Here is a 19,329-nt window from a genome sequence, read left to right on the forward strand (position 1 = left end):
GAGTTACAGAGAGATGCCGGAGAAGGACATAAAGCCCAGGGACATCAGACCCACAGTGATGAAGGTGATACCCAGGCCACGCAGGCCTTCCGGAACGTCACTGTACTTCAGCTTCTCGCGAATGCCGGCCAGCGCAATGATGGCCAGGGCCCAGCCCACGCCGGCACCGAATCCGTACACCACACTCTCACCGAAGGTGTAGTCCCGCTCAACCATGAACAGTGACGCACCCAGGATGGCGCAGTTCACTGTGATCAGTGGCAGGAACACACCGAGGGCCGCATAGAGCGCTGGAATGTACTTGTCGAGTACCATTTCCATGATCTGTACGATCGCCGCGATTACACCAATGTACGTAAGCAAGCCCAAAAAGCTCAGGTCTACGTTTGGCAGACCGGCCCACTCAAGGGCGCCTTCGCGCAGGATGCTGTTGTACAGCAGGTTGTTCACCGGCACGGTGACGGTCAGAACCACCACTACCGCGATACCCAGACCGGTAGCCGCCTCGATCTTCTTCGAGATCGCCAGGAAGGTACACATACCCAGGAAGAAAGCCAGGGCCATGTTCTCAACGAAAATGGCCTTAACAATCAGGCTGATATAATGTTCCATCAGAAGGCCTCCTTGGCGGTGTGACGAGACATCTTGTAATCCGCCTCTTCAACCTGCTCTGGCTTCCAGACCCGCAGGCCCCAGATTGCCAGACCGATGATGAAGAACGCGCTCGGCGGCAGCAGCAACAGACCGTTCGGGATGTACCAGCCACCCTCGTTGACAGTCGGCAGCAGTGTTACGCCAAACAGTGAGCCCGCGCCCAGCAGTTCCCGGAAGAACGCTACGAACAGCAGCAGCACGGAATAACCGAGACCGTTACCAATACCGTCGAGGAAGCTCAGGTAGGGGCCATTCTTCATGGCGAAGCCTTCGGCACGACCCATCACGATGCAGTTGGTGATGATCAGACCAACGAATACGGACAGCTGCTTGCTGATCTCGTAGGCGTAGGCCTTGAGGATCTGGTCAACCACGATTACCAGGGAGGCAATGATGGTCATCTGCACGATGATACGGATGCTACCCGGAATTTGAGCCCGAACCAGCGATACCGCCAGGTTAGAGAATGCCGTTACCGCGATTACCGCCAGACACATGACGATGGTCACGTTCATGCTGGTGGTTACCGCCAACGCGGAGCAGATACCGAGGATCTGCAGCGCGATCGGGTTGTTGCTAAAAATCGGTTCGAAGAGAACCTGTTTGGCCGATGCATCTGCCATGATCAGACCTCCCCTTCACGCAGTTTTTGTAGGAATGGTGCGTAGCCGCGCTCGCTCATCCAGTAGTTCACCAGTTGCTCGACGCCACGGCTGGTCAGAGTCGCGCCGGACAGGGCATCTACCTTGTGCTCTTTGTCAGCAGCATCGGCACTCACGCCACCTTTAACCAGGCGAATCTTCGGATCAGCGCGCTCGCCGTCGTAGACTTCCTTGCCCACCCACTGCTTTTTCCAGCGCGGGTTGTCGACTTCGCCACCCAGGCCCGGAGTTTCAGCGTGCGCGTAGAAACCGAGACCTTCAACGGTGTTCAGATCCCCTTCCAGGGAAATGAAGCCGTACAGGGTGGACCACAGACCGTAACCGTGAATCGGCAGTACCACGCGGGTAACTTCGCCGTTCTCGCTCATGGTGTAGACCTTGGCAACGTTCGGACGACGCTTGATACCAGCCTTGTCTTCGGACGACGGGATGTTGGTAGACATCTGCGGGTCGGAAGCGGCTTTGTACATGTCGTACTTCATCGGGTCCTGAACACCAACGTCAGACGCTTCAACGTACTGACCGGTGTCCAGATCGACCAGACGAACTTCGAACTGCTCAAACTGCGATTCGATCTCATCGGCGCTGGCGCCCTGCTCAAGCAGGCCGGCAGCGGACAGGATGTTGGTCTTGATGTCCAGATTCTGGTTCTGAATCTGCGCTGGGCGGAGCATTACCGCGGCGCCAGATACCACCACGGAGAACACAATACTCAGGACCAGAGCAACAATCAGCGTTCTGGAGACAGTTTCTTTAGCTTTAGCCACGTGCGAGCCTCCGTTTGATGTTGGCCTGAACCACGTAGTGATCCATCAGCGGCGCGAACAGGTTTGCAAACAGGATGGCCAGCATGATGCCTTCCGGGAACGCCGGGTTGACTACCCGGATCAGCACGGTCATCACACCAACCAGGATACCGAAGCTCCAGCGACCGGTGTCGGTCATGGCGGAGGATACCGGGTCAGTGGCCATGAACATCATGCCGAACGCGAAGCCACCCATCACCAGGTGCCAATGTGCTGGCACGGCGAACATGGGATTGGTCTCGGAGCCGACGATGTTAAACAGCAGCGACGTGGCAATCATGCCGATCAGCACACCCCCGACAATGCGGAAGTTGGCGATCTTCATACCCAGCAGAATGAGACCGCCGATCAGTACCGCCAGCGTGGAGGTCTCACCCATGGAGCCCTGAATGGTGCCCATGAATGCGCTCATCCAGCCAATCTGCGTTTCCAGTGCTTCCAGGCCACCGCTGGCAGCCCAGCTCAGGGCCGTAGCGCCACTGAAACCGTCAACTGCGGTCCAGACGGTGTCACCGGAGATCTGCGCAGGGTAAGCGAAGTACAGGAACGCACGACCGGTCAGGGCCGGGTTCAGGAAGTTCTTGCCAGTACCGCCGAACACTTCCTTACCGATCACCACACCGAAGGTGATACCCAGAGCCACCTGCCACAGCGATGGTGGGCGGCAGATCAGTGCGAACAGTACGGAGGTAACGAAGAAGCCTTCGTTCACTTCGTGACGACGAACGGTGGCGAACAATACTTCCCAGAAACCGCCGACGATGAACGTCACCGCATAGATGGGAATAAAGTAGGCCATGCCGTAGATGAAGTTATCCAGCCAGCCTGCACCGGCACCGGTCACTGCCAGCGCGTTGATGAAGGCTGTGCGCAGGCCGCCGTCGCCGACCATGGCATCCGGAGTGGTTGCGAGGTAGCTGTTGGCCTGGAAGCCGATGTTCCACATACCGAAGAACATGGCCGGGAAGGTACACATCCATACCGTGATCATGATGCGCTTGAGATCAACGCCGTCACGCACGTGGGCCGTGGTAGAGGTTACCTTGCCCGGTGTGTAGAAGATCGTATCGACGGCTTCGTACAGCGAATACCAGCGCTCGTACTTGCCACCTTTTTCAAAGTGATGCTCGATTCCATCGAGAAACTGTCTGATAGCCATCGTTTTAGCCCTCGATCTCGATTCGGGTCAGGTTCTCGCGGAGAATCGGACCGTATTCATATTTACCCGGGCACACGAACGTGCACAGCGCCAGATCTTCTTCATCCAGCTCCAGGGCACCGAGTTTCTGTGCCATCTCAGTGTCGCCAACGATGATGGAACGCAGCAGCTGGGTCGGCAGGATATCCAGCGGCATGATTTGCTCATACGCGCCTACCGGAACCATGGCCCGCTCACTGCCGTTGGTGGTGGTGGTAAAGTTGAACAGCTTGCCACTCGCCAGTTTCGACAGATAGATATTCAGGATGGAGAACTTGTTGGGACCCGGAGACAACCAGCCCATGAACTCGCGCTTGTTGCCTTCTTCCAGCAGCGAAACCTGATTGGCAAAACGGCCGAGGTAGGCACAGGGGCCATCGCCACGACGTCCGCCGAACACCGAACCGGAAATGGCGCGCACTTCTGCATCGTTGCTGACTTCGCCTTCAAGCAGTTCCGGCAGGCTGGCACCGATACGGGTGCGAACCAGACGCGGCTTCAGCGCCTTGGGGCCACCGATCGCTACAATGCGCTCAACCGGCACTTCACCGGTGACGAACAGCTGTGCGATATCGATAACGTCCTGATAATTGATAGACCAGACTGTTTTGCTGTTAGACACCGGATCCAGATGGTGGATGTGGGTGCCAACATTGCCGGCCGGGTGCACGCCGTCGAACTGATGCACTTCAACGGCATCGTTCTTGGGCACAGGCACGTTGGAGCCTGGCTTGCCAGTAACAAATACCTTGCCCTGAGTCAGCTTGGTCAGAATCTCCAGGCCTTTCTCGAACGCTGCGCTGTTCTCGCCGATGATGACAGTCGGGTCAGCGGCCAGCGGGTTGGTATCCATTACAGACACGAAAATGGAATGGGGCGCGCTGTCGATGGTTGGGACTTTGCTGTAGGGGCGGGTTCTAAACGCCGTCCACAGACCGGACTCCACCAGATTGTCGACAACCTGCTGGCGCTCAAGGCCGGCAAGATCCGCGTCGTTGTAACGAGCGTAGGTTTCCGCTTCGTCACCATCGATCTCGATAACGATCGACTGAAAAACGCGACGGTCACCACGGTTGATTTCTTTCACCACGCCCGCGGCGGGTGACGTATAACGAACGCCTTCGGTCTTCTTGTCCGTGAACAGCAGCGTGCCGCGCTTGACGCGGTCCCCTTCTTTCACAGCCATCGTCGGCTTCATGCCGTTGTAGTCAAAACCGATCAACGCCACGTGGCGAACGGGTTTGCCCTCTGTAATGGTCTGTTCGGGAGCGCCGCTGATGGGAAGATCCAGGCCTTTCTTGATCTTGATCATTAGCCTCATCCAGTCATCAGAAACTAGTTTATGGATTATTCACGTCCGGCTTCTGTGGCCCAGGTTTCCTCTCAGGATTACACCAGAAGGTTGCCCCAAGTAGCGAAAGCGGAAGCCGTTCGAATGCGGCTTATCCTCTGACGCTGGAAATGATGAGAAACTGAAAGCCAGACATACCCAAAATCGCGCCAATTATAGAGATTAAGGAAACCTATTTCCACCAGAAAGCAGAACGGCTTTGTGCCTGATCGTAAACCGGGCACGCCACAGATTTGGCAAAGAAAAACCCCGGCAACTTTCGTTACCGGGGTTTTAAGGGTAGTACACAACCGTTACGGCGTGTTTGGATCAGTCCCGGGCACGTTTCGGGAAGATCGGGTAAGTTACCCCTGCCATCTGGTTCACAACACGAACCACCTGGGCGCTGTAGCCGAACTCGTTGTCGTACCACACGTACAGGATCAGACGCTTGCCACCAGCAATAGTGGCCTGAGCGTCAACAACACCTGCGTGGCGTGAGCCAACGAAGTCGGTGGAAACCACTTCCGGTGAGTTCACGAAGTCGATCTGCTTCTGCAGCTCGGAGTGCAGCGCCATATCGCGCAGGTACTCGTTAACACCCTCGACATCCACGTCCTTCTTCAGGTTCAGGTTCAGGATCGCCATGGACACGTTCGGGTCGGTACCCGGATCGCGTTGCCTGTCAGCTTGCCCTTCAGTTCCGGCAGCGCCTTCGCTACGGCTTTGGCAGCACCGGTTTCGGTGATAACCATGTTCAGGGGCGCACTGCGACCACGACGGCTACCTTTGTGGTAGTTGTCGATCAGGTTCTGGTCGTTGGTGTAGGAGTGAACGGTTTCAACGTGACCATCTTCAATGCCGTACTCGTCATCAATCGCCTTCAGAACCGGAGTAATGGCGTTGGTGGTACAGGAGGCGGCTGACAGGATCTTGTCGTCTTCGGTGATCCAGTCGTTGTTGATGCCATAAACGATGTTCTTGATGTCGCCCTTGCCCGGTGCGGTTAGGATAACGCGGCTGACGCCCTTGGACTTCAGGTGCAGACCCAGGCCTTCCTCGTCGCGCCACTTACCAGTGTTGTCCACAACGATGGCGTTGTTGATGCCGTACTCGGTGTAATCCACCTTGTCCGGGCCATCAGAGTAGATCACCTTGATGAAGTTGCCGTTGGCGATCAGGGCGGAGTTCTCTTCATCCACGGTGATGGTGCCGTCGAACGGACCGTGTACGGAGTCACGACGCAGCAGGCTGGCACGCTTTTCCAGGTCGTTTTCAGCACCGCCGTTACGGACAACGATAGCGCGCAGGCGCAGGTTGTTACCGCCGCCGGCTTTCTCGATCATGATCCGGGCCAGCAGTCGGCCGATACGACCGAAGCCGTAAAGTACAACGTCCTTGGTGTCGTTGTTGGCTTCTTCTTCAGACTGAGCAGCGTACTGGCCAACAATCTGGCCGATTTCGCGCGTCAGGAATTCCTTCAGATCACCGCCCGTTTCCTTGAATTTAACGGCCAGCTTGCCGATATCAATGTGGGCGCGGCCCAGTTCCATAGAGTCCATGGCCTGCAGGATCGGCAGTGTGTCATGAACAGACAGTTCGCTGTCTTCCACCTGGCGAACAAACCGGTGGGCACGGATGATGTCGATCACCGATTGGTTGATGATGGCACGGCCGTATACAGACGTAACCACATTGTTCTTGCGGTAGAGACGGCCGATCAGCGGAATCATGGCTTCCGCGGTGGACTCTCTTTCCGTCCAGTTAGACAGGTGCTGATTGATCTGTTCGTGGCTCACAGTTGGGACCTCTGGTTAGCACTGGTAAGAAATTGCGGCGCACATTATCCAATTTAAACGCGCCCACGGCAAATACAGTGAGTTCATGTTTTCGTAAACACCCGGCCATAACCATGACACCCGCAAGTGCGAGCGGTAGAATACGCGCCTCGCCGTCTCCCGGTCACCCACAGCAGGAGAACATGACTGCCCATGAGTAAAGGTGCCTCCACACCCCGAACGTCCCATTCGCTGATCGCCCCGGCCTTTCCGGAAAAAAAGGCTGATCACCGCACCTGGGGCCAACTCCATGGCAGCAGCGATGCCCTGGCTATTTGCGAGAGCGCACGGGCCCACCACGGCCTGACCCTGGTTATCACTCGCAGCACCAGCGACGCCATCCGCCTGGAACAGGCCATGCGCTTTTTCCTGGGGCTGCCGGCGGACGAAGACGGCGCCGCGATTACCGACGACGGCCTGGAGCTGCTGTCGCTGCCAGACTGGGAAACCCTGCCCTACGATCTGTTCTCGCCGCACCAGGACATCACCTCCCGGCGTATTCGCACCCTGCACCGCCTGCCCTCCACCAGCCACGGCGTGCTGGTTGTGCCCGCAAGAACCTTGATGCACCGGTTGCCGCCGGTGGACTACCTGCAGGGCAACACCCTGTTACTGGAAGTGGGCCAGTCGCTGGATATCGACACCTGGCGCATGCAGCTGGATTCAGCCGGTTACCGGCACGCGGAGAATGTGTATGAGCATGGCGAGTACGCGGTACGGGGCGCGATTCTGGATATTTTCCCGATGGGCTCTAACCTGCCCTACCGGATCGACCTGTTTGACGATGAAATAGAAACCCTGCGCACCTTCGATCCGGAAACTCAGCGCTCCATTGACCGGATCGAGAGCATTGAGCTGCTACCGGCGTTCGAATTCCCCTGGCACAAAGAAGCACGCTCCGGTTTCCGCGGCCGCTGGTTCGAGCAGTTCCCGGATGCCGACAAAGACGCGCCTATTTACAAGGACGTCACTCACGCCATTACACCGCCGGGAATCGAGTATTACCTGCCGCTGTTTTTCGATCACACCGCCACCCTGTTCGATTACCTGCCGGGCCAAACCAAGGTATTTACGGCCGAGGGCCTGAACGAGGCGGTCAGCCTGTTCGATTCGGAAACCCGCAATCGTTACGAGGACCGCCGGCACGACCGGCTGCGCCCAATTCTGCCGCCAACCCGGCTGTTCCTGCAGACCGATGAACTCTTTGGCCACCTGAAAGACTTCCCGCGGGTGACTACTCAGGCCGACGAAGCCACCGGTTCCGGAGCGGTAAATTGCCCCGCCGAAAGCCTACCGGACATCGCCATGGACGGCCGCGCCGCCGACCCGGCGGGCCGGCTGAAACGGTTCCTGAATGAATTCACCGGCCGCGTGCTGATTTGTGCCGAATCGTCCGGCCGCCGGGAAGCCCTGATCGAGAACCTGGGTGAACAATCCCTGAAGCTGAAAACCCAGGACGGCTGGCAAGCCTTCCTGGACGATGACAAGTGCACACTCGGTATCACCATCGCACCAATGGAACAGGGCCTGGCCCTGCCAGAGCAACAGATTGCCCTGATTACCGAGACCGCCCTGTTCGGTGAACGGGTTCTGCAGCGCCGGCGCCGCCAGAAGCCGACCGAGACCGATGATGCCGGTTACCGCGACCTTTCCGAACTGCGCATCGGCGCGCCGGTGGTACACATTGACCATGGCGTGGGCCGCTACAAGGGCCTGGAGACCATTGACGCCGGGGGCGAGTCCAACGAGTTCCTGATGCTGGAATACGCCGGCGGGTCCAAACTCTATGTGCCGGTCTCCAGCTACATCTGATCTCACGTTACGCCGGCAACGACAGCGACCACGCGCCCCTGCACAAATTGGGCACCGAGCGCTGGAGCCAGGCCAAGCAGAAAGCGCTGGAGAAAATCCGGGATACTGCGGCCGAGCTGCTGGATGTCTACGCCCGCCGCGAGGCGCGCAAGGGTTTTATCTTCGATAACCCGAAAGAGGCCTACCGATCCTTTGCCGCTGGCTTCCCGTTTGAGGAAACACCGGACCAGGAAGTGGCGATTCAGGCGGTGATCGAAGACATGACCGGCGAGCGCCCGATGGATCGTCTGGTGTGCGGCGATGTCGGCTTCGGCAAAACAGAGGTGGCCATGCGCGCCGCCTTCATGGCGACCTATTCCGGCAAACAGGTGGCGGTACTGGTGCCCACTACCCTGCTGGCACAACAGCACTATGAATCTTTCCGGGACCGGTTCTCGGATACCGCGGTTAACGTGGAACTGCTCAGCCGTTTCCGCAGCGGCAGCCAGACCAGTAAGGCTCTGGATGCCATCGAAACCGGCAAGGCCGACATCGTAATCGGCACCCACAAGCTGCTGCAGGGCGATATCAAGTTCAAGAATCTGGGCCTGGTGATCATCGATGAGGAGCACCGGTTCGGGGTTCAGCAGAAAGAAAAGTTCAAGGCTCTGCGCGCGGAAGTGGACATGCTAACCCTGACCGCCACGCCGATCCCGCGGACTTTGAATATGGCCATGGGCCACCTGCGCGACCTGTCGATCATTGCCACACCACCGGCCCGACGGCTGTCGGTAAAAACCTTCGTGCGCCAGCGCGACAACGCCATGGTGAAAGAAGCGATCCTGCGGGAAATCCTCCGGGGTGGCCAGGTGTACTTCCTGCACAACGACGTGGCCAGTATTGAGAAAGCCGCCGAGGACCTGCGCCAGCTCATTCCCGAGGCCCGGGTGGGTGTTGCTCACGGCCAGATGCGTGAGCGCGAGCTGGAACAGATCATGTCGGACTTCTACCACAAGCGTTTCAACGTGCTGGTATGCAGTACCATCATCGAAACCGGTATCGACATTCCCAGCGCCAACACCATTATTATTGAGCGGGCCGACAAGTTTGGCCTGGCCCAGTTGCACCAGCTGCGCGGACGGGTTGGTCGTTCCCACCACCAGGCGTACGCTTACCTGCTGACACCGCCACCGCGCTCGATCAGCTCAGACGCCAAGAAACGGTTGGACGCCATCTCCGAATCCCAGGATCTGGGAGCCGGCTTCATGCTCGCCACCCACGATCTGGAGATCCGGGGCGCGGGCGAGCTGTTGGGCGAGGAACAGAGCGGACAAATCGAGAGCATCGGTTTCACCCTGTACATGCAGTTGCTTGATGAAGCGGTGGAAGCTATTCGTGAGGGCCGTACGCCCAACGCCGATCTGCCCCTGAGCCACGGCACCGAAATGAACCTGCGGATTCCAGCGCTGATCCCCGACGATTACCTGCCGGATGTTCATAACCGCCTGATGCTGTACAAGCGCATTGCCAGCGTGAGCAGCAAAGCCGAATTAAAAGAACTTCAGGTTGAGATGATCGACCGCTTCGGATTATTACCGGAGCCGGCAAAGAACCTGGTTCGGCAAACCGAACTACGATTGCACGCAGAAGCCCTGGGCATTGTCCAGATCGACGCTGGCAAGGAATGGACCGACTGGAGTTCGGCAGCTCGACACCGGTTGATCCGCTGGTGCTGGTTAAAAAGGTGCAATCCGCGCCAGACCAGTATCGACTCGAGGGTGCCAACAGCTTCCGTTTTCGGCTGAAGGACACGTCGACCGGTGGTAAACTCGACGGCATTTCCAACATGCTGGGCGAACTGGGGCCGGAAAAAGCGACCGCCAGCGCCTGATGAAAGCCCGATTCACACATGGAGTAATACCCTTGCAGATTGACGGTAATCGTGGCGGCCGATGGACGGCACGCACTGTATGGACAGCGCTGCTGCTGACATTGTCACTGACCGCACAGGCCCAGGATTCGGGCACCAATGGCCAGGCCATTCCGGATAACTACTACCGTGCGGAGTTGGTGATTCTTGAGCGCATCATTGAACCCGAAGCGGTCAACGAGCAGATGGCGAATCGGAAGGTTGAACCCACGCAGGAGTCAGGTGAGATCCTGAAGACGGTCGACCGGGGCGGCGTGACGGAAACCACCCTCGATCTAGCTCCGCGCAGCGAACTGCATCTGAACGGCGCGGTACAGCGACTTGAGCGCAGCGGGCGCTATCGGGTGCTGGTAGCTGCAGGCTGGTACGAGGCTTTTCCTCCGGGCTACGAAGGCGCACCTCTGCGGGTTGCCGTAGGCGACTGGCTTTCTGGTGGCGACACCCGTGAAATTGAAGGCAATATTACAATTGACCGCAAGCGCTACCTGCACGTGGACGTGCATCTGAATCACTGGCAGCAAGTGGAAGGCGCGATGGCAGCAGCCGTGCCGGCGGAACAAAGCCAGAGCGAGGCTGCCACTGCCGGCCAGGACAGCGCCGGAAGCCCGGACGCTGAGGCCAATGAGCTCACGGCTCAACCTGCTGGCCTTGAGGCCCAGCAGGCCCCGGCGGCAGCACCGCTGGAGCTACTGACCTGGATTCGTGAAAACCGGAGAATGCGCAGCGAGGAGATTCACTTCCTGGACTCGCCGACGATTGGCGTGCTGGTCTTCTTCAAGAAGATTGAGGCTTCGGAGTAAGACTGCCGAGGCCGGCCATCGACATTTCCAGCATGCCCTTCACTCCGGACATGCCCTTGTCGATGGCCTCGTGGATTTCTTCCATGGAAATGATGTGGTCCGACTTACCCGCAGCCCAGTTCACCACCAGCCCCAGACAGACATAGCGCATGCCCAGCTCAGCGGCCAGAACGGCCTCGGGCATGCCCGTCATCCCCACTAGATCACAACCGTCCCGCTCCATGCGTACGATTTCTGCGGCGGTCTCCAGCCGTGGCCCCTGGGTTGCTCCGTAGACTCCGAAATCGGAACAGGGCGTGCCCTGCGCACGGGCCGCGTCGATCAGGATCTGACGGGCCTCTGCGTCGTACGGCCAGGTGAAGTCGATGTGGGTCACTTCATCCAGCTCACCCTCAAAGAAGGTGCTAGGGCGGCCCCAGGTGTAATCGATGATCTGATCGGGCACGACAATGTGGGCAGGCCCCATCTCTGAATGAATGCCACCCACGGCGTTCACCCCAACGACAGTGCGAACACCGGCGTCGTAAAGCGCGCGCAGATTGGCCCGGTAGTTCACCTCGTGTGGTGGAATCCGGTGCGGGTTGCCGTGGCGGGACAGGAAGACCACTTCCTGCTCACCCAGCTTCCCTTCTACCAGAGGTGCTGATGGCGTACCCCAGGCTGTTTCTACCGCGCGTTCGCCGGTAATCTCAAGGCCTGACAAGGTAGTCAGGCCGGTGCCACCGATGATTCCGACGGGGCAGCGTTCAGCCGTTGCACTCATTCGCCTTCTCCTTCGGCATCGCCGTAGCGGGTCGATTGCCCGGACTGGTTGGATGCGGTTTTCGATTTCCGATTGCCCGCCTCTTCCGACTCTGACTCGTCTGCATCATCGCTCTTGTCGCCCTTGCCATTGGCCAACCGAACACCCTCGGGCAGGTGCAAGGTGCGAGTCGGGAAGGCAACTTCGGCGCCGTAACCCTCAATGATATTGCTGATCTGCAACAGCACGTCTTGCTTCACCTCGTGGAACTCTACCCACTTGGTGGTCTTGGTAAAGGTGTACACCATGATGTCCAGAGAGGAGGCGTTGAAAGCCACGAAGTTCACGATCAGGGTCTGATCGGTATCAATGTCCTCGTGGTTCTCCAGCATGGAGCGGATGTCGCCGACAATGTCGCCCATCTGACTGACATCGGCGTAGCGAATCCCGATAGTTTCACTGATCCGGCGATTACGCATCCGGGACGGGTTCTCAACGGCGATGGTGGTGAATGCCGCATTAGGAACATAAAGCGGGCGAAGATCAAAGGTTCTCAAAGTGGTCAGGCGCCAGCCGATGTGCTCAACCACACCCTCAATATTGCGATCGGGTGAACGCACCCAGTCACCGACCTTGAAGGGTCGATCCAGGTGAATGATGAAACCACCGAAGAAGTTGGCCAGAAGATCCTTGGCGGCAAAACCGACGGCGATACCACCGACACCACCAAACGCCAGCACACCGGAAATGCTGTAGCCGAGCGACTGCATGGCAATCAGCACAGCGGTAATAATCACCACCGCCCGGGAGAGCTTACTCACCGCATTCACGGTGGTGTAGTCCATGGGCGTCTTCATCTTCATGGGCGAGACTAGAATCTTCTCGCTCTGCTTGATCAGGCGCAGCAGCGACCACACCAGAATCCAGATAAAGCCCATCTTCAGGACCGTCTCATTGGCCTCGAAGATCGTCGCGTCGGAATATTTGTGAGCTACTTCCGCCGCCCAATACACACCTTGCAGCCAGACAAAGCCAACGAGTGGCTTGCGGGCCGCATGCAAAAGCGCGTCGTCCCAGAGGTTCCGGGTTTTGCTAAATTTACGCTCGAGCGCGCCAATGATGTAGCTGGCAAGGTAAGCCACCGTCGCGGTGCCGAATACCAGGGCAAAGACCACGACACCTATCGCCACTCCTGGGGCAGCAAATCAAACGTTTCGATCCAGCCATCCACCATGGCAGTTGCTTTTTCGATCATCGATTTCCTCGGACCAATCGGAGTTAGTAGACAGAGACGGCGATACCGGTGCTGACCCGGTTGAACAGGTCAATCACATCCTCGTTGCGCATACGAACGCAGCCATGGGAAAGCGGCACGCCCATAGGCTCGGTATCAGGTGTGCCGTGAATGTATATGAAGCGGCGAAAAGTATCGACCCCGGGCCCCGGTTTTTGCCGGTCTCGCGGCCACAAAGCCAGAGAATGCGGGTTAATATCCAATCGCGCGCGGGGTGCTGGGCGGCAAGTTCGGGGGAATAGATTTCGCCGGTGGGCCGGCGACCTCGGTAGACGGTGTACATGGGCTGGCCATCGCCGATCATGGCACGGACATAATGACTGCCCTGCGGGGTACAGCCGCTGCCGTCCTGCTCTCCGGGGCCATTAAGGGCGGTGGAAACCGGGTATTCGGTCAGTATCGAGCCATTGCCATCAACCAGTGTCAGGCGCTGGCGCTCAAGGCTGATGTGGATGCTCTGGTCAAAACTGCTGTCGTTACTCAAGCCGGTTAAGCTCCCCTGGGGCTGGTGCCAAAAAGAAGCCTAACCGAGAGCGCTAAGCTCAGGCAACCGGGGCGTGGCTGTCAGAGATCGGGATCAGCATCTTGTCTTCCGCCTGCATTCCGGCAGCCAGGAAGGGCACCAGGCGCGCAGCGATTTCCTGGATGGTGGTCTCAACACCCAGTTTGTTCTGAAGAATATCGCGCAGGGCATCGCTACTGGACATGGTGAACGCAGTCGCCCCCAGCATGAACTGAATGCGCCAATAACGGTCAACCGAGGACAACTGTGGGGTCGCTTCCTTGAGCAGGCGCATAAACCGGCTGAACGGATCGCCGTATTCCTGCTCCAGGAACTTACGCAAGTGGCCCTGGGATTGGGTGTAGGCCAGGCCCAGCAGACGCATGAAGATGGAAATACCCTTCTCGTTACGCTGGGGCATACGTACGGCGCTTTCTGTCAGAGCCCAGAGGGTTTGATTAAGAGTAGGCGGCTTGCCATCACAGCGCTCTTCCAATTCATCGAAGGCAGTTTCCAGTGTGGCGGAGAACGGCGTAAGGAATCGGGCGAACACGGCGTGGATCAGCGCATTCTTAGAACCAAAGTGGTAATTGACAGCGGCCAGATTTACTTTAGCCTTACTGGTAATCATTCGGAGCGAGGTTTCCGAAAAACCACGGTCTGCAAACAGCTCCTCAGCTGCATCAAGAATCCGATCTACCGTATCAGACTGCGCCATTTTATTTCCAAAGCCTCTAGCAAACGTCTGTTTGAAACATACGTTTGAAGCCCTGATCTGTCAAGCTCTTGGCTCTGGTTCCGCTGCTACGCCCTGCCAACCCTGATCAATAGCCCGCCGATTACCCTCAAAGAAAGCTGCCTGCACCCGAGCATAGGCTTTCTCAGCTTCCAGCAGATAAATCAGGTACAACCGGACGTGCTCGCGACGAGTCAGATGGCGAGGCAGTATCCGCCGCTCTGACAGCCTGAGCAGCGAACTAAAGCGGGTGTTCTTCAAGGCAACATTAAAGTCGGCCATTCGCGCGCACTGCCAGATCAACCCCTCGTTGCCCTCAAGATGGGCGGCGTAAGCGCGAGCCTCGCGCAGCAGGCGCTGGCGTTTCATTATGACATCCAGATAGGAAGGGCTGGAGGTGTAGATGCGCCGGACCGCCGGAATTCCCAGCATCAGAATGATCATGAACGCGCCAAAACCGGTACCCGCCACCCAGGCCGGTACAAACCCGGTCAGGCCGCTGACAAACACCACGGCAGCAGCAAAGGCGCCGAACAGCCAGAGGTCACGATTTCGACGCGCGGTCGCCAGGGTGTAGTCGTCTGGCCAGTCGCCCATGGCCAGGCGATTGAAATCCAGCAGCAGAACCCGGTCGCATTGGCGCAAGATCAGCCGAAGCTCGCGTTGCTTGAATTGCGCTTTCACCTGTTCGGACTCGCTCGGGACTGGCTCTTGCTCTTCCGCTTGTTCTTCCTCTTTTTCAACAGCGGGCGCCGAGTCGACGGCCTCGGCTGAGTCCGACGGCATCACCGGCGCCCTCGGGTTACCCGCAGCTTCCGCGCCCGGCGCGGATGCTGGAGCAGAAGCAGTAGACGGAGGAGTAGAAGTTTCAGTTGGCCCAGGCTGAGGTTGCGCCACCGACGGCAGTGGGTCAGCGGCACGCCCCTGGCGCAACACGGCACCTTGGGTCGGATCGGTGGTTGGCGACGCTGTCCGCTGATTTTCAGCCATGTTTAAAGTTCCGGAACGGGCAGTGAATCGATATTAATCAGGCTACGTAATACATGTATCGACCGGGTAGCGACTATCTTGAGCCCGAGCCATGAAAGCTTGCGCGACCACCGGGCCAACTTGGCATCGGCCGGCTCCACCGCTATCCTTGGCGCCCTGCCGCAACTGCATTCGAGTCTTTTCCAAGAGGTCTGGCTATGTTCACAGGTATTGTTCAAGGCATTGCAACTGTCGAAAAGGTAACCGCAGCACCCGGGTTAAGCACCCTGGTCATTCGCCTGCCTGACAACAAGGCGGCCGGCATCACCATCGGCGCCTCGGTGGCCATCAATGGCACCTGCCTGACCGTCACCCGCCAGGACAACAATGACCTGTACTTTGATGCTATGCAGGAGACGCTGCAGTGCACCACACTTGGCGACCTTCAGGCCGGACACGAGATCAACTTTGAGCGGGCGGCGCGAATTGGCGACGAGATTGGCGGGCATTTGCTGTCTGGCCATATTCACACTACGGCCACCATCGCCGAGATCGTGAAAACCGAAAACAATGTGACGCTTTGGTTTGAAGTGCCAGCGGCCTGGACCAAGTACATCTTCACCAAAGGCTATATCGCCATCAACGGCGCCAGCTTGACCATTGGTGAGGTGGAGGGCAATCGTTTCAACGTGCACCTTATTCCGGAAACCCTGAGGGCAACCACCTTTGGCACCGCCAGCGAGGGCCAGCGCGTTAACATCGAGATCGACAGCCAGACTCAGACCATCGTGGATACCCTGGCCCGGCTCGGCTACGACCAGCCGCCTACGGCCCGATAACCTAGCACCACTGCCCTACTCTGAAGGCTCGTGGCTCAACGTTGGCCAGCCTCAAGGACTACGAACTTGGGGTTGGCGTCGAGCTGACGAACAGCGGGGAAGAATTTCCGCAGGCTGCGGTGGTAGCCGAGGTGACGATTGCCAACGATCAGCAGCGAACCGCCTGGCGCCAGGTGCTGCGCCGCGGCCTTGAACAGACGAAGGGCGATGTGATCGCCGACCACCCCGCCTTCATGAAACGGCGGATTAAGCAGAATCAGATCAAACTGCCCAGCCGAACCGTCGATGCCATCGGCGTGATCAAAGCGGGCCTGACTTTTCGGAAACAGCTGAGACACATTTTCCCGGGCGCTGGACACCGCTTGGCTGGAGACATCCGCAAAGGTCACATCCAGATCCGGCCGTTGCTCCAGCGCCACAAGCCCAACCACACCATTGCCACAGGCCAGATCCAGAACCCGGGCATTTGCCGCCAGTGCAGATACCGCGGTTTTCACATGGGGCAAAAACAAGCGGGTGCCAATATCCAATTTTTCCCGGGCAAACACGGCAGGCAAGGCGCTTGCCTGCACCTTGCTCCCGTCTACCGTGTAGCTTTTCCAGCTACCGGGCCAGCTGTCGAGAGCGGCAGTACCGCGACGGCAAACCACTACCCGTGCTTTCTTGCGAGCAGGCAGAACAGCTTCTGTGGGCACGGCCTGAGCAAAAACCTCAACACCACGATCGGGCAGATGCTTGATCATCCCACCCGTCAGCAACACGCCGTCTTCAGCCAGCACACCATTAATCCAGCGCAGCTGCCAGGCCAGGTATTCAGCCTGGCGCGGTACTCTCAAAATAACGACGTCGTACTCGCCCTGCGGCGGGTTCAGCCAACTGAATACCGTTGACGGTGCGTCGACGGCGGAATTCAGACCAGCATTGTGCACCACCGCCGCGGGCAAGGTTGCACTGTCGGCAACCAAGTCCGGATTGAAGGCGCGCAACCCCAGCGTCAACGCTCCGAACTGGTCATCAATAATGAGCACGCGGGGAGACGGCAGCATGGCCAGGCGCTGATGCGCCTCAGCCAGCAGCAACTCGTCGGCTGCATCCCACGCTCGCAGCGAGGCGTCGCCGCCACCCGGACGGGATAAAGTCAGGGCGCCGTCCGGCGTGTCCATCACTGCAGTGGTCATATTGGGCATCCAAGAGGGGGATTCATCACAAAAGCATTATTTTAGGCTGTTTATTCTAGAAATTAAGCCTAAATTATGGGGTGTTCACGCATTATCCTTTTTCTGGTTGGCTCCGTTGTTGTGGACGCAAACCCTTTGCCCCTCACCCCAGGGGCTTTTTTTTGTCTGGCATTTCGCTTTGACACTTAACGACGCGTGGCGCGGTACACCGTGAAACGGCGATCTTCGGTCAGGCGCTCCACCGGTCCCACGAAACGTTTAATCAGGTTTTCGTACGGCAGGAAAGTGTTGGCAACCAGCCTCAGTTCACCCCGGGTCTTGAGATGACGCGCCACCGACCGCAGGAAATCCTCGGTCATGGAAATGTCGGTGCGCACACCCGCATGGAATGGTGGGTTGGTCACGATAGCCGGCCAGACACCCTCAACATCGGCCAGGCCATCTGACGCAATGATCTCGCCGGATGCCCCTGCCCGCTCGTAGGTTGCTCGGGCACACATTACCGCCTGGGATTGAACGTCTACCCCATCCACCGGCGCCACCGGCCGGCCTTGGTCCCGCTGCCAAGCCTGGTGCCAGGAACCGATAACGCCTGCGCCACAAGCGAAATCGAGAACCCGATTGGCTTTCAGTGGCGTACTGACCAGGCTGTCCAGCAACATAGACGTACCCACATCCAGCTCGCCCTGGCTGAAGATACCAGGCAAGCCACAGACCTCCACCGTGCTGCCAGCATTGGTTATCGAGTGCCATTCCATCCAGTCCGCCACGTCAAAGTGCGCCAACGGCGCTAGGCCAATGGCTACCCAAACCTGGCAATGCCGCGCGCTATCAACCTTGGCCGCATCCGGATCGATGGTCTTGAGTTGCTTCACTGCACCGGCGATGCCTTCCTTCTTCTCACCAATCAGGATCAGAGCGGCGTCCGGTGCCGCTATCCAGCGCGCCAGCGCCAGCCTCAGATCAAGCTCGGCACGGGCCTTGGGCAGGAACACCACCACTGTGTCGAAGCTGGAGGCCGTGAGTGCAGGATTGTCGTAACCAAAACACACCTGCCAGTTTGGCGGCCCGGCCAGCTCCTCGGCGTAGCCCGCGTGCTCGCTCATTGCCAAACCACCGGAAGGAAGCTCTGGCAGCAATGCGCCGGAACTTGCTCCCAGCAAGGCCACACGACCTTTCAGCAGAGAACGATTTCGAAGCAGGGCTTCATGGGATTTTGGCAATTCGGACATCGGCAGGGGGACCCCGTTACTGGTTCTGGAAACGGGCTACTCTAACTGGAATCGGCCCGCAAGTCCCGCCAGAACTGGCGTACCTTACGGGCCGATGCGACTACTTGGCGTCAGGCCTTATCCTTGCGACCCGACCGAACCGGCCTCGCCGCCAGCTCTTCGATAGCCCGACTCTTAACCGATTCACGCTCGTCGTTACCGGAAATGGAAAGTCCCATATCCCGCAGAACGCCATCATGAAGTGCGTAAACAAAGCCATGCACCGTCAGAGGCTGACCGCGCTTCCAGGCATCCTGAACAATGCTGTTCTGGGTCACATGGTCAACCTGTTCAACCACGTTGAGCTCGCACAGCCGGTCCACACGATCCTGAACGTCTGTGACCTTATCAAGGATAGGCTGATGGAGGTCACGCACGTCCTGGATATGACGCAGCCAGTTTGTGATCAGACCAGAACCTTCGTTCAGCAGCGCCGCACGCACACCGCCACAGCCATAATGGCCGACCACCATGATGTGCTTGACCTTCAGCACCTCGACCGCAAACTGTAGCACCGACAAGCAGTTGAAATCGGTGTGCACCACCACGTTGGCAACGTTCCGGTGCACAAACAATTCCCCTGGCATCAGATCAACAATCTGGTTCGCCGGCACTCGGCTGTCTGCACAGCCAATCCAAAGGTACTCCGGCGCCTGCTGGCTGGATAGGCGGTCGAAAAACTTCGGATCTTCCGCTTTGATCCCAGCCGCCCAGGCCTGGTTTTTCTCAAGTAGACGGTCAAGCTGACCCATCGACACACTCCCTCTTAAGCTATTGACCCTTCAAATT

The 19,329-nt window shown here is 58.3% G+C and carries 13 protein-coding genes and 4 pseudogenes; 3 read left to right on the top strand and 14 right to left on the bottom strand.

The features are described 5' to 3' along the window. Positions 1-3 precede the first annotated feature (3 nt). From nqrE to AU14_RS14440, 6 genes and pseudogenes are all read right to left on the bottom strand, one after another. Positions 4-612 (bottom strand): NADH:ubiquinone reductase (Na(+)-transporting) subunit E, encoded by a 609-nt coding sequence (gene nqrE, locus AU14_RS14415; RefSeq protein ID WP_041341886.1) that lies wholly within the window; start codon positions 610-612, stop codon positions 4-6. Beyond that, a complete protein-coding gene (locus tag AU14_RS14420; protein WP_041341889.1) occupies positions 612-1,277 on the bottom strand; it encodes an NADH:ubiquinone reductase (Na(+)-transporting) subunit D in 666 nt (221 codons plus the stop codon). Before AU14_RS14420 ends, nqrE begins: the two co-directional genes overlap by 1 nt. A gap of 2 nt (positions 1,278-1,279) precedes the next feature. Next, the gene (locus tag AU14_RS14425) at positions 1,280-2,083 is read right to left on the bottom strand and encodes a Na(+)-translocating NADH-quinone reductase subunit C (protein ID WP_041341891.1); all 804 of its coding nucleotides are present in this window, start codon (positions 2,081-2,083) and stop codon (positions 1,280-1,282) included. Further along, positions 2,076-3,281, bottom strand: coding sequence for an NADH:ubiquinone reductase (Na(+)-transporting) subunit B (locus AU14_RS14430; protein WP_041341894.1), 1,206 nt, complete (start codon positions 3,279-3,281; stop codon positions 2,076-2,078). Before AU14_RS14430 ends, AU14_RS14425 begins: the two co-directional genes overlap by 8 nt. A gap of 4 nt (positions 3,282-3,285) precedes the next feature. Continuing rightward, positions 3,286-4,632: a Na(+)-translocating NADH-quinone reductase subunit A gene (locus AU14_RS14435; protein ID WP_041341897.1), complete on the bottom strand. Its 1,347-nt coding sequence runs from the start codon at positions 4,630-4,632 to the stop codon at positions 3,286-3,288. Between the two features lie 348 nt (positions 4,633-4,980). Further along, positions 4,981-6,383 (bottom strand): annotated as a pseudogene (locus AU14_RS14440) (glyceraldehyde-3-phosphate dehydrogenase). Positions 6,384-6,641: 258 nt separating this feature from the next. Between AU14_RS14440 and mfd the strand changes: the two are divergent. Both mfd and AU14_RS14450 read left to right on the top strand, forming a co-directional pair. After that, positions 6,642-10,170, top strand: a pseudogene (mfd, locus tag AU14_RS14445) (transcription-repair coupling factor). A 32-nt stretch (positions 10,171-10,202) separates the two neighbouring features. After that, complete coding sequence (locus AU14_RS14450; RefSeq protein WP_041341900.1) at positions 10,203-11,009, top strand: CsiV family protein; 807 nt, start codon at positions 10,203-10,205, stop codon at positions 11,007-11,009. On the opposite strand, the gene AU14_RS14455 is transcribed toward AU14_RS14450, so the two are convergent. The 5 genes and pseudogenes from AU14_RS14455 to AU14_RS14475 all read right to left on the bottom strand — a co-directional run bounded on the left by AU14_RS14455 (position 10,984) and on the right by AU14_RS14475 (position 15,273). After that, positions 10,984-11,772 (bottom strand): S-methyl-5'-thioinosine phosphorylase, encoded by a 789-nt coding sequence (locus tag AU14_RS14455; protein ID WP_041341903.1) that lies wholly within the window; start codon positions 11,770-11,772, stop codon positions 10,984-10,986. The genes AU14_RS14450 and AU14_RS14455 overlap by 26 nt on opposite strands. After that, positions 11,769-13,006, bottom strand: a pseudogene (locus tag AU14_RS14460) (mechanosensitive ion channel family protein). Before AU14_RS14460 ends, AU14_RS14455 begins: the two are co-directional and overlap by 4 nt. A gap of 23 nt (positions 13,007-13,029) precedes the next feature. Next, a pseudogene (locus tag AU14_RS14465) lies at positions 13,030-13,529 on the bottom strand (L,D-transpeptidase family protein). A 58-nt stretch (positions 13,530-13,587) separates the two neighbouring features. Then, entirely contained in the window at positions 13,588-14,265 is a 678-nt protein-coding gene (locus AU14_RS14470; protein ID WP_041341905.1) for a TetR/AcrR family transcriptional regulator, read from the bottom strand. Between the two features lie 60 nt (positions 14,266-14,325). Next, a complete protein-coding gene (locus AU14_RS14475; protein ID WP_041341908.1) occupies positions 14,326-15,273 on the bottom strand; it encodes a hypothetical protein in 948 nt (315 codons plus the stop codon). A 197-nt stretch (positions 15,274-15,470) separates the two neighbouring features. Here AU14_RS14475 and AU14_RS14480 point away from each other — a divergent pair, with 197 nt between their 5' ends. Further along, on the top strand, positions 15,471-16,091 hold the full coding sequence (locus AU14_RS14480) for a riboflavin synthase (RefSeq protein WP_041341911.1): 621 nt from the start codon (positions 15,471-15,473) through the stop codon (positions 16,089-16,091). A gap of 35 nt (positions 16,092-16,126) precedes the next feature. Here AU14_RS14480 and AU14_RS14485 read toward each other — a convergent pair whose 3' ends face one another. The 3 genes from AU14_RS14485 to can form a co-directional block, all read right to left on the bottom strand. Then, entirely contained in the window at positions 16,127-17,269 is a 1,143-nt protein-coding gene (locus tag AU14_RS14485) for a class I SAM-dependent methyltransferase (protein ID WP_041341914.1), read from the bottom strand. A gap of 185 nt (positions 17,270-17,454) precedes the next feature. Then, positions 17,455-18,501 (bottom strand): methyltransferase, encoded by a 1,047-nt coding sequence (locus AU14_RS14490; protein WP_041341917.1) that lies wholly within the window; start codon positions 18,499-18,501, stop codon positions 17,455-17,457. Between the two features lie 110 nt (positions 18,502-18,611). Beyond that, the gene (gene can / locus AU14_RS14495; protein ID WP_041341919.1) at positions 18,612-19,292 is read right to left on the bottom strand and encodes a carbonate dehydratase; all 681 of its coding nucleotides are present in this window, start codon (positions 19,290-19,292) and stop codon (positions 18,612-18,614) included. Positions 19,293-19,329 lie beyond the last annotated feature (37 nt).

It is taken from the genome of Marinobacter similis (assembly GCF_000830985.1).
Lineage (GTDB): Bacteria > Pseudomonadota > Gammaproteobacteria > Pseudomonadales > Oleiphilaceae > Marinobacter > Marinobacter similis.